The 11,710-nt window shown below is 70.0% G+C and carries 8 protein-coding genes and 1 riboswitch; of the genes, 3 read left to right on the forward strand and 5 right to left on the reverse strand.

The genetic code is table 11. The features are described from left to right. Positions 1 to 233: 233 nt before the first annotated feature. Positions 234 to 587: a hypothetical protein gene (locus AB0D12_RS08945; protein ID WP_362678462.1), complete on the forward strand. Its 354-nt coding sequence runs from the start codon at positions 234 to 236 to the stop codon at positions 585 to 587. 147 nt (positions 588 to 734) lie between these two features. Here the strand turns inward: AB0D12_RS08945 and AB0D12_RS08950 are convergent, their stop codons facing one another. Next, positions 735 to 1,919 carry an NlpC/P60 family protein gene (locus tag AB0D12_RS08950; RefSeq protein WP_362678465.1) on the reverse strand — a complete coding sequence of 395 codons (1,185 nt, stop codon included), beginning with the start codon at positions 1,917 to 1,919 and terminating at the stop codon, positions 735 to 737. 2 nt (positions 1,920 to 1,921) lie between these two features. Continuing rightward, positions 1,922 to 2,085: riboswitch (cyclic di-AMP (ydaO/yuaA leader) on the reverse strand. A 310-nt stretch (positions 2,086 to 2,395) separates the two neighbouring features. Here AB0D12_RS08950 and pcrA point away from each other — a divergent pair. After that, on the forward strand, positions 2,396 to 4,834 hold the full coding sequence (gene pcrA, locus AB0D12_RS08955) for a DNA helicase PcrA (protein WP_362678469.1): 2,439 nt from the start codon (positions 2,396 to 2,398) through the stop codon (positions 4,832 to 4,834). A gap of 76 nt (positions 4,835 to 4,910) precedes the next feature. On the opposite strand, the gene AB0D12_RS08960 is transcribed toward pcrA, so the two are convergent. Both AB0D12_RS08960 and AB0D12_RS08965 read right to left on the reverse strand, forming a co-directional pair. Then, positions 4,911 to 6,545, reverse strand: a complete 1,635-nt coding sequence (locus AB0D12_RS08960; protein WP_362678472.1) for a M23 family metallopeptidase — start codon at positions 6,543 to 6,545, stop codon at positions 4,911 to 4,913. 248 nt (positions 6,546 to 6,793) lie between these two features. After that, positions 6,794 to 7,654, reverse strand: a complete 861-nt coding sequence (locus tag AB0D12_RS08965) for an alpha/beta fold hydrolase (protein WP_362678475.1) — start codon at positions 7,652 to 7,654, stop codon at positions 6,794 to 6,796. Between the two features lie 381 nt (positions 7,655 to 8,035). On the opposite strand from AB0D12_RS08965, the gene AB0D12_RS08970 reads away from it, so the two are divergent. Then, positions 8,036 to 8,449: a cobalamin B12-binding domain-containing protein gene (locus AB0D12_RS08970; RefSeq protein WP_327325560.1), complete on the forward strand. Its 414-nt coding sequence runs from the start codon at positions 8,036 to 8,038 to the stop codon at positions 8,447 to 8,449. Between the two features lie 252 nt (positions 8,450 to 8,701). Here AB0D12_RS08970 and AB0D12_RS08975 read toward each other — a convergent pair whose 3' ends face one another. Further along, the gene (locus tag AB0D12_RS08975) at positions 8,702 to 10,321 is read right to left on the reverse strand and encodes a DUF5691 domain-containing protein (RefSeq protein ID WP_362678478.1); all 1,620 of its coding nucleotides are present in this window, start codon (positions 10,319 to 10,321) and stop codon (positions 8,702 to 8,704) included. Positions 10,322 to 10,336: 15 nt separating this feature from the next. Beyond that, complete coding sequence (locus AB0D12_RS08980) at positions 10,337 to 11,686, reverse strand: SWIM zinc finger family protein (protein WP_362678481.1); 1,350 nt, start codon at positions 11,684 to 11,686, stop codon at positions 10,337 to 10,339. Between the last annotated feature and the right edge of the window lie 24 nt (positions 11,687 to 11,710).

The raw sequence follows: 11,710 nt of genomic DNA on the forward strand, positions 1-11,710 counted from the left end.
CCCGGGAGCTCGGCGGCGGTGGGGAGTCGGTCACCTGAGGGAGGACGCTAAACCTGGGGGTCACGGGAAAGAGGCGTAAGGACCGATGTTGGCCAAAGGTGGACATGAGGGTGCGCCTTGTGAGAGCCCTGCCCAGGGTGCCGGACCGCATTTCCGTACCGGAGTGACCGATGAGGCGAACGAGGCCCACCTGCCCGGAGAGCGGTGGTATGGGGGCGGTTAGGCTCCGCCTCATGGACGTACTCATCAATGTCTTCGTCGCCCTGCACATCATCGGCATCGCGTCGCTGCTCGGCGGCTTCCTCACTCAGATGAAGGCGATAGGCGTGGGAGAGGCACGCTTCATTCCGGCGATGCTGCACGGCGCGCTGACGATGCTGGTCACGGGCGTGGTGCTGGTGGGCCTGAACCAGGCGGACGACCAGGCGGTGAACAACCTCAAGATCGGCATCAAGCTGGCGGTGCTGATCGTGATCCTGGGCCTGGTGTATGTGAAGCGGGACGAGGAGAAGGTGGAGAAGGCGCTGTTCGGGGCGGTGGGCGGACTGACGGTGGCGAACATCTTCATCGCCACGCTCTGGACGTGAGAACGCCGCTCCCGATGTGAGAGCGGCGTTCTCCGTACGTGGCACGTCTTCCGTACGTGGTCCTCCGTACGTGGCCTTCCGTGCTGGGAACGCCCGGGCGCGGTCGGGTCCGGGCGTTCCACTTGTTCCGCTGTGCCGGTTGTTCCGCTATGCCGGACGCACGCTGCCGTAGATCGGCATGTAGTAGATCGACTCCTCGCGGACGTTCGCGCCGGGCTTGGGCGCGTGGATCATCTTGCCGTCGCCGATGTAGATGCCGACGTGGCTGATGTCGTCGTAGAAGAAGACCAGGTCGCCCGGGAGCAGATCCTTTGTCGCGATCCGCTTGCCGACCTTCACCTGGTCCCAGGTGGTGCGCGGCAGATCCACGCCGGCCGCCTTCCAGGCGGCCTGGGTCAGTCCCGAGCAGTCGTACGAGCTCGGGCCCGTGGCGCCCCAGACGTACGGCTTGCCCATCTGCGAGCGGGCGAACGAGAGGACCTTGTCGGCCTTGGCCGCGTACGCACCGTCGCTGGTGCCTGTGCCTGTGCCTGTACCCGTGCCGCTGTCGCCGCCCGGCTGCTGCGCCTGCTCCCGGCGCTTGCGCTCCGCCTCCGCGTCGGCGCGGGCCTTCGCTTCCTCCTTGGCCTTGGCCTCGGCCTTGCGGCGCGCCACTTCCTCCTTCTCGCGCTCGATCGCCGCGAGCCGCGCCTTCTCCTCGGCGGTCAGCTTCGACAGCAGCGAACGCGCCTCGCTCAGCTTCGCCTGGACTTCCTGCTTGCTGGTGCGCAGCGCCTTCTGGGAGTCCGTGAGCGACTCGAGGCTCTTCGTCGCCTCCGCGCGCTGCTTGGCGGCTGCGGCTCGCTGGGTCTCGTAGTCGTCGATGACAGTGCGCTGACGGTCGGTCATCCGGTCCATCAGCTGTGTCTGGTCGAAGTACGCCTGCGGGCTGTCCGCGAGCAGCAGGGCGGCGGTCGGGGTGACCGCGCCCGTGCGGTACTGCGCGGCCGCGTAGTTGCCGAGCGTGCGCCGGGACTCGTTCAGCTTGTCCGTGCGCTTCGCGGCATCGTCGAGCAGCTGGTCGACCTCGCGCCGCTTCTCATCGGTGGATTCCTTGGCCTTGTTGTACTTTTCGGTCGCGGTGCCGGCCTGCCGGTACAGATCGTCGACCTTCTTCTGCACCTCTTCGACGGAGGGCTTCGGCTCGGTGGGCGCGGCGTTGGCGCTCTGCGTGGACAGCAGGGTGACGGAGGCGAGGGCAGCCGTCGTGAACCCGACGGCGGGGGAGTTGGCGCGTAGTCCTGCCATTCCGGTACGGGTACGCGGTTTGCGATGCGACGCCAAGGCCGGCATCTCCTTCTTCCGTGGACCGCCTACCGGGTTAGCTGTCGGGTTCGGGCGGAACGGAAGGTCGCCCTACGGACCGAGGGGGAACGGTCCGATTCACCCCAGGTTGTGCATGGTGGGTCCCCGGTTCCGAACTCCCGTGAAGAGAGCTCGAATTCGGCGCAGGCCGCCCGATTCGGCGCGAGTCGCCAGGGGGGTACGGGCCGCCTGATCGAGCACGCTAGCCAACTCGTGTGGTTGCTGTGAAGGTTGATGTTCGATATGTCCGATACATTTTCGTGACCTTCCCGGCTGAGTGAGGAGTCGCTCACGGGCCGACGCCGCGCGACAGCGCAGCGGAGCGGCCTGATCGCGCAGCGTCGTCGGGCTCCTCGTCGGTCTCGTCGCCCGAGTCGCTGCCCGAGTCGTGCCGGAGCCGCTCTCGGAGTCGTATCGCAATGCGGCCGCGGGCTGTCAGTGCGGCGGCCTAGACTCGTAGAGCGATGAGCAGCCTCTTTGACGACAGCTTCCTGGCGGACCTCCAGCCCAGCGCGGAGCAGCACCCGCCACCGCCCGAGGACTCGGCCCCGGAGGAGATCCCGGACGATCTCTTCCAGGGCGCATTTGACGTGCCTCCGGCCCGGGACCCGTACTACCGCGACGGCGCCCCGCGTACCGTCGTGGACCCCGCCGCCCTGCTCGAGGGGCTGAACGAGCAGCAGCGTGCCGCCGTGGTGCACACCGGGTCGCCGCTGCTCATCGTGGCCGGCGCCGGGTCCGGCAAGACCCGGGTGCTGACCCACCGGATCGCGCATCTGCTGGGGACCCGCAGCGTGCACCCCGGCCAGATACTGGCGATCACCTTCACCAACAAGGCCGCCGGCGAGATGAAGGAGCGCGTCGAGCAGCTCGTCGGGCCGCGCGCCAACGCCATGTGGGTCATGACCTTCCACAGCGCGTGCGTCCGCATCCTGCGCCGGGAGTCCAAGAAGCTCGGCTTCACCTCGTCGTTCTCGATCTACGACGCCGCCGACTCCAAGCGACTGATGGCACTGGTCTGCCGCGATCTGGACCTCGACCCCAAGAAGTTCCCGCCGAAGTCCTTCAGCGCGAAGATCTCGAATCTGAAGAACGAGCTGATCGACGAGGAGACCTTCGCCGACCAGGCCGTCGACGGTTTCGAGAAGACGCTCGCCGAGGCCTACCGCATGTACCAGGCGAGGCTGCGCGAGGCCAATGCCCTGGACTTCGACGACATCATCATGACCACCGTCCACCTCCTCCAGGCGTTCCCGGACGTCGCCGAACACTACCAGCGGCGCTTCCGGCACGTCCTGGTGGACGAGTACCAGGACACCAACCACGCTCAGTACACGCTCGTACGCGAGCTGGTGGGGACGGGCCACGAGGACCTGCCGCCGGCCGAGCTCTGCGTGGTCGGCGACGCGGACCAGTCGATTTACGCCTTCCGCGGCGCGACCATCCGTAACATCCTCCAGTTCGAGGAGGACTACCCGGACGCGACGACGATCCTGCTCGAGCAGAACTACCGCTCGACGCAGACGATCCTCTCCGCCGCCAACGCCGTCATCGAGCGGAACGAAAGCCGCCGGCCCAAGAACCTCTGGACCAACGCCGGCGCCGGCGCGCAGATCACGGGCTATGTCGCGGACACCGAGCACGACGAGGCGCAGTTCGTTGCCGACGAGATCGACCGGCTGACGGACGCGGGCGACGCGAAGGCAGGCGACGTCGCCGTCTTCTACCGTACGAACGCCCAGTCCCGTGTCTTCGAAGAGATCTTCATCCGGGTCGGGCTGCCGTACAAGGTCGTCGGCGGAGTGCGCTTCTACGAGCGCAAGGAGGTCCGGGACGTCCTCGCGTATCTGCGAGTCCTCGCCAACCCCGAGGACAATGTCCCGCTGCGCCGGATCCTCAATGTCCCCAAGCGGGGTATCGGCGACCGCGCGGAGGCGATGATCGACGCGCTCGCGCTGCGCGAGAAGATCACTTTCCCGCAGGCGCTGCGCCGTGTGGACGAGGCGTACGGCATGGCGGCCCGCTCCGCCAACGCCGTGAAGCGCTTCAACGTGCTCATGGAGGAGCTGCGCACCGTCGTCGACTCGGGCGCGGGGCCGGCGGTGGTGCTGGAGGCCGTCCTCGAGCGGACCGGATATCTCGCCGAGCTGCAGGCGTCCACCGACCCGCAGGACGAGACCCGTATCGAGAACCTTCAGGAACTGGCCGCCGTGGCGCTCGAGTTCGAGCAGGAGCGCGGCGAGGAGGACGGTGCGGGCACGCTCGCCGAGTTCTTGGAGAAGGTGGCGCTCGTCGCCGACTCCGACCAGATCCCGGACGAGGACGCGGACGGATCCGGTGTCATCACGCTGATGACGCTGCACACCGCCAAGGGCCTGGAATTCCCTGTGGTGTTCCTGACCGGCATGGAGGACGGCGTCTTCCCGCATATGCGTGCCCTCGGTCAGGCGAAGGAGCTGGAGGAGGAGCGGCGGCTGGCGTACGTCGGCATCACGCGCGCCCGCGAGCGCCTCTATCTGACGCGGTCGTCGATGCGCAGTGCGTGGGGTCAGCCCTCGTACAACCCGCCGTCGCGGTTCCTGGAGGAGATCCCGGGCCGCCACCTGGAGTGGAAGCGGACGGGCCCGATGGCCGCGCCCGCCGGTCCGACGTCCGGCATCGCCTCGTCGCTGTCGTCGTCGCGCTCACGGTCGGGCGGCGGTGCTTCGGGGTTCGCCACGCGACGTACGAGCGACAAGCCGGTGATCGCGCTGGTCGTCGGCGACAGGGTCACGCACGACCAGTTCGGTCTGGGGACCGTGGTGGAGGTGACGGGGTCGGGGGCGGACGCACAGGCGACGATCGATTTCGGGGACAAGCCGAAGCGGCTGCTGCTGCGGTACGCGCCGGTCGAGAAGCTGTAGCGGGCTTCGTCGCTTCGTCGTTGCGTCGCTTCGGCGGGTCGTCGCTGCGGCGGGTTGTCGTTACGTCGCTTGGTCGTTACGTCGGGTCGAGGCCGTGGCTGCGAAGCCACGGCAGCGGGTCGATCGCCGAGCCGCCGCCTGGCCGGACCTCGAAGTGGAGGTGCGGTCCGGTGGAGTTGCCGGAGTTGCCCGAGTACGCGATGACGTCACCGGCCTTGATCGAACCGGAGCGGATCTTGGTGCTGCTGAGGTGGCAGTACCAGGTCTCGGTGCCGTCGGGCGCGGTCACGATGGCCATGTTGCCGTAGGCGCTGTTCCACTGCGTACGGACGGTCCCGTCGGTCGCGGCCATCACCTCGGTGCCGTACGACACCGGGAAGTCGATGCCGGTGTGCACGGACATCCAGTTGACGCCGGCCTGGCCGTAGTACGCGCTCAGGCCCTGCTGTTTCACCGGCAGTACGAACTTGGGGCGCATGGCCTCGCGGCGCTTGGCCTCTTCCTCGCGCTTTTTCTTCTCCGCCGCCTGGCGCGCCTTGAGGTCGAGGCGTTCCTGGGTGCGCGACGCGCGGTCGCCGAAGTCGCGGGCGTCGGCGCTGAGAGCGGCGAGCTGCGTGTCCATCTTGTTGTTGGCGGCGACGGTTTTGACGGAGGCCGGATCGGCGGCCGCCAGGTTGGTCGTGTCGTCCTTGGTGTTGCTGCCGCTTTCGGCGAGGCCACCGACGGAGGCGGCGGCGATACCGGCGACGCCCATCACACAGGCGGAGGGTACGGCGACGGTGAGGAGCGCCGAGCGCTTGGCGGGGGTACGGCGGCGGCCTCGGCTTCCGCCGGAACGGCGGACGGGGCGGGGTGTGACGGGGGTGACGGGGGTGAGGGCTGACGGCTCGAACTCGGCCTCGTGGTCGTGGTCGAGTTCCGAGTCGAGTTCGGAGTCGTGGTCGAGTTCGGCTGCGGGCCCGGCTTCGCTGTCGGACTCCGCCTCGAACTCGGTGTCGGTGTCGAAGTCCGGCTGAGGCTCCGGCTGGAAGTGGGCCTCGGTCTGGAAGTCCGGCTGGTGCTCGGTCGTGTACTCGGCCGGGTTCTCGTAGCCGGTCTCGTACCCGGTGTCGACCGTGAACTCGGGCGCGGGGCTGAACTCCTGCTCCGGCGTGAACTGTCGCGGTACGAAGGCCTCCGCGCCCGTGTTCCAGGCGGTGGCGTCGTATGCGCCGGTGTCGAAGGCGGGCGCCGCCCACTGGCCGGTCGTGTCGTAGGCAAAGGTGGCCGCGGCGGTCTCGTACTGACCGGTCTGCGCGGTCTGGTCCCAGGCGCTGGCGTCCCACTGGCCTGTGGTGTCGTACTGACCCGTCGTGTCGTACTGACCCGTGTTGCTGTACTGACCGGTGTTGTACTGACCGGTGGTGTCGTGCAGGCCGGTCGTGTCCCATTGGCCCGTGTTGTCCCACTGGCCTGTGGTGTCGTACTGACCTGTCGCGTCGTACTGCGGGAATTGCTGCGTCTGCTGAGGCTGTTGGGCCTGCTGCGTGGCGTAGACGTCGTAACCGGGAGTCTGGTGAGACCCGGTGTCCCATTGGCTGCTGTCGTACTGACCGCTGTGGTTCGCCTCGTGGCTGCCCGGAAGGGCGCCGAAGAGGGGGTCGGCGTCGTAGCCGTCAGTGGAGTACCCGTCGTGTCCGACGTACCCGGCGTGGGCGTGCTGGTCGTTCACCAACTTCTCTCTCGCCTCGGCAGCAGGACCTGGGTTCCGGGGCCCGGGAGAGCGGGGAGCCCCAGAGGGAAAGCAGTGGCGCGACTGTACCCGGCGGTATGCGACGGCGACAATCTTCCGCAGGTTTTAGGCAATCAGGAAACGGGCATTCGGCCGTGTTTCGGGGAACTGTGGGCACAGCTTTGGCCCTACGTTCGAAATGTGTTCGACGTACGGTTGCCTGGTCGGACGCTGAATCGGGCGCCGAATCAGGCGACCGAGACGGCTCCCGAGGTGCCTGCCTCCGACTCGCTCGATTCGAGCGCCTGGCGGATGCCGGTCGCGACGGCGGAGTGGACCGGCAGGGCGAGATGTCCGATTCCGCTTACGCGCACGTTCTGCGCGATGAGGTCCGGATGGTCGATGCAGGCCGTCTCGACCGGGACCATTATCTGGTCGAGGTCACTCCAGAAGCTGACGAAACGGGTACGGCATCCGGGTGCGGGCGCGCGCAGCTCCTCGATCACGGCGGATCCCGGACGCATCTGGCGAACTATGGGATGTGCGCTCGCGAGCGGGGCGACGGCGGTGCCCGAGTGCGGGGTGCCGAGCGTGACCAGGGTGCGTACCCGCTGGTCGCCGCCGAGGCGCTGTACGTAGTAGCGGGCGATCAGGCCGCCGAGGCTGTGCCCGACGATGTCGACCTCGCGATGCCCCGTACGTGCGCAGATCTCCTCTATGTGCCGGCCGAGCAGATCGGCGGCGGCGCGGATGTCGCAGGTCAGAGGGGAGTAGTTGAGGCACTCGAGATGGTGCCAGCCGTGCCGGGCGAGGGAGCGGCGGAGCAGGACGAAGACGGAGCGGTTGTCGACGAAACCGTGGAGCAGGACGGCGGGCGGGTGTGAGGGGCCCGCGGTGGTCGGCAGGGCCGCGGCCTGGGGCGGCAGCTCGGCGTTCCTCGGTCCGGGGTGGTCGGGGGTGCGGCGCTCCGGGGTGAGGCCGGAAGGGTAGAGGAGCAGATGCCCGGCGAGGATCGCCAGCTCGAGGGCGGTGGCCCGCAGCAGCGCGGCCGAGATTCGTAGGTGTCGCACGGGGCGCAGACACAGTGGAAAGAAGGGCAGGACCTTCATGGCCGACCTCCCGAACGGCACGCCGGAGACGGCTCTGTCCCCCGTTGTGCCCTCATGGGGCGCCGCTCAGGCTCTTGTACGGCTCTGTGCCCGTGCCGGGCCGGTGTCGAAGGGGTCGCAGCACCGCGCCGTGCGGCTGACGGCGCGGTGCTGCGACGACCCTGTAGCGGCTCCCCGTGCGACCGTTCCCGCTGCGGCTTGTGTGCCGCGTGATGCGGGTACGACGCATAGCGAACATGTCCCACGTGTGATTTCCCCCTCCCTATCCACCGTGAAACGGCGGGTTGCGGGATGCTGGAGATAACGTTCGTTCACTTTCCCGGACCTTGGTCGGTGCGGGACCCGTGCCCGTGGCGGCGCAGTCGGTATGTGGAGGCAGTGATGGGTGTGACTGGTCCGATCCGCGTGGTGGTGGCCAAGCCGGGTCTCGACGGCCACGATCGCGGGGCCAAGGTGATCGCGCGGGCGCTTCGCGACGCGGGTATGGAGGTCATCTACACCGGGCTCCACCAGACCCCTGAGCAGATCGTGGACACGGCGATTCAGGAGGACGCCGACGCGATCGGCCTGTCCATCCTGTCCGGGGCGCACAACACGCTGTTCGCGAAGGTGATCGAGCTGTTGAAGGAGCGCGAGGCGGAGGACATCAAGGTGTTCGGCGGCGGCATCATCCCGGAGGCGGACATTGCTCCGCTGAAGGAGAAGGGCGTCGCGGAGATCTTCACGCCGGGAGCGACGACGGCGTCGATCGTCGACTGGGTCAACGCAAACGTCCGCCAGCCTGCGGGGGCGTGACGCCTCCGGCGGGGGGCGGGTTGCCTCCGGCGGGGTGCGGGGTCTTGTTGCCCGGGCCCGGGGCGCGGGTTGCCTCCGGCCGGGCGCGGGTGCTTGTTGCCCGGGCTGCGGGGTGCCGGGTTCTTGTCGGGTGCGGGATCCGGTGCCCCTCCGGGCTCGACTCCTCGGGGTCGGCGGCGTACAGGCTCTTGGTGCGTGACCCCGGGGGCAAAAAGGCCCGCATCCCGAGCGTGCCCGCCCCCCGCCCGTCCCCTACCCCGCCGGGCCCCGGAGCTCCGCCGTCATCGTCGCTCGCAGCCGCAGCGTCGAGACCAGGCGCTGGAACGCCTCCGACCAGTAACCACCCGCGCCCGGTGACGCGCCCTCCGGCTCGTCAGGCGTGGCCGTGAGTATCTCCAGGCGGCTCGCCTCCTCCGGGGCCAGGCAGCGTTCCGCCAGGCCCATCACCCCGCTGAAGCTCCAGGGATAGCTCCCCGCGTCCCGCGCGATGTCGAGCGCGTCGACCACCGAACGGCCCAGCGGCTCCGACCATGGCACCCCGCAGACCCCCAGCAGCTGGAACGCCTCCGACAGGCCGTGTGCCGCGATGAACTCCGCCACCCAGCCCGCCCGTTCACCCGCCGGCAGCGTCGCGAGCAGCTTCGCCCGCTCGGCGAGTGACGTCGTGCCGGGGCCGGTCTCCGGCGGGGTGCCCGGCGCGCCGAGGAGGGCCCGGGACCACTCCGCGTTCCGCTGCCGTACCGCCGCCCGGCACCAGGCCGCGTGCAGCTCGTCGCCCCAGTCGTCGGCGACGGGCAGCGCGACGAGCTCATCGGCCGTACGCCCGCCGAGCCGCCCCGGCCAGGTGGCCAGTGGCGCCGCCTCCACCAACTGGCCCAGCCACCAGGACCGTTCGCCCCGTCCCGACGGCGGACTCGGCACCACACCGTCGCGCTGCATACCGGCATCACACTCGTGCGGTGCCTCCACCACTATCGCCGCATCGGCTCCGTCACCACTGCGGTCGAGGCTGATGCACGATGCCGCCCGCGCCGCCACCCGCCCGGCGAGCGCGGAGTGCGGCAGTGCCGAGAGCAACTCGGCGGCCGTGGCGCGGACATTGCGGCTGCGGTCGGACAGGGCCTTTTCCAGGAACGCCTCGTCCGCGTCGGACAGTCCCGTACGCAATGAGTCCAGGAACATCAGCCGATCCTCGGCGCGCTCCGTGGTCCAGGTCGCGGCCAGCAGCGCCAGCGCCGTACCCGCGTCGTGCGCCCGTACGGCGGTCAGCAGCGCGACCCGCTCGGCGAACAGCCCTTCCTCCCAGAGGCTTTGGACGGCCTCCGCGTCACCTGCGTCCGGAAGCGTGGCGCCGCCGGACGCGCCCCGCAGCGCGAACTTCCACTCCGGGTTGAGCCGGGCGAGCCACAGCCCCCGCGGCCCGGCGAAGGTGAGGGCCTGCGGCCGCAGATCCGTACGCGCACGGGCCGCGTCGAGCAGCGCGGGCAGCACGGACGCCGGAGCCTGGTACTCGCGCTCGTTGGCCGCGGCCAGCCACTGCGGGAGCAGCTCGGTCAGATCCGGCGCCGTACCGCGCCGCCCCCCGGCGGACGGGGCGGACCGGTCTGCCAGCAGCTGGGCGAGCCGGCGCCGGGCGGGCGGGGGCAGCTGCGGGCGCGCGTCGTGCGGCGCGGGCTCGGGGAGGGCGGCGGCAGGTGCGGGCAGCAACCCCGCCCTGCGCCGTACGGTCTGCAGGGCCGCGGCGTCCAGCAGCGCGGCCGGCGCGTCCTTCCCCGGCATCGTGGCTTCGGCCGGCGGCGTACGGCGGTCGGTGCCGAGAAGAGCCGAGGTGACGAGCTCTTCCCAGAGTGAGGTGCTGGTGGTGCCAGTCATGGGTCCTCCGTACATTCAGATGAGCGGGACCGTCTCGGACCCGTCCTCGGACCAGGCGGCGAGCGGCGAGAAGCCCTGGTGGCCGCACTCGCCGAAGACGGTGACCGGTCCGCCGCCGGAGAGCGCCACAAGCTTCAACAGCCCGGAGCGGCCGAGCGCGGCGGGCGCGATGGGCAGCGCGGTCTCGCCGTCGGCGTCCGCCAGTTGCCACCCTGGGCTCGTCGGGACGGGTATGACGCCGCTCAGCGTCACCGGCCAGGAGTCCAGCCAGGGATCGTCCCGCAGTGCCCGCCCGTACGCATCGAGAGCCGCACCGGTCCGCCCTCCCGGCGGCGGTGACGCGATCGCGACGGGCACGCCGAACTGCTCGCCCAGGTCCGCCCGCAGCTGCCCCGCGCCCGCGTACGGAGTGAGCTCCGCGTCGATCATCAGCCCCACCGGAAGCGCCTGCTGCGGGGACCGGCCTGCCGCGCCGAAGGAGAGCAGCAGCGCCGTCCGCCCGGAATCCCGCCCGTACAGCCAGATACGGCGTGTGGTGATCTTGCCGTCCGAGGAGTCGTACTGGGCCAGGATCAGCCAGTGGTCCCGGACCGGCGGGCCCTCGGCGGGGGAGGTGAGGCCGACCCGGGTGCGGACCGTGGCGGCCAGCGGCTCCGGCAGCCGCTCGATGCCCAGCCAGGCCGCGTCCAGCAGATGGATCAGCGCGCACTCCTCCAGCAGCCGCACCGGCCAACCGGGCCCGGAGCCAGGAATGGCGCCCAACTCCCGCACCCGGCCCGCAAGTCCCGGCGCCTGCGCGTCGACCATGCGGGCCGCGGTCTCCTCCCACAGTCCGTACCCCGACTGCTCGGCCGCGGCCAGGCCGCCGCGCAGCAGATCCGCCAGCCGCTGCTCCAGCTCCGTCGCCCCCGCGGTGATCCGCCCCGACCGGCGTTCGGCCCGGCGCCTGGCCGCTTCCGGGTCGGCGGTCTTCGCGGACTGTCCTGTGCCCGCGTCGCTCTGCTCCTTGTCCGTGCTGGGCTTTCGGCGCCCTTCCAGCCACTCCTCGGCCCAGTCCGGCGTCGTGGAGCCGCGTACGACCTCCTCGTCCGCCGCCCAGAGCAGCAGCAGTCCCAGCGCGTGCTTGCACGGGAACTTCCGGCTTGGGCAACTGCACTTGTAGGCCGGGCCCGTGGTGTCGACGACTGTCTGGTACGGCTTGCTCCCGCTCCCCTTGCACAGGCCCCACACGGCCCCCGAGCCGCTGCTGCCCGCGCCGGACCACGGCCCGGCCGCGCCGAGTTTGCTTCCCGCTTTGCGTGACGCGTCGTCAGGAGCCATGGCCAGCACCTGTTCCGACGTCCAGTGCACCCCCTGCTGATTCATGGGTACGACGCTACGGGTCACCAC

The organism is Streptomyces sp. NPDC048479 (assembly GCF_040651435.1).
GTDB lineage: Bacteria > Actinomycetota > Actinomycetes > Streptomycetales > Streptomycetaceae > Streptomyces.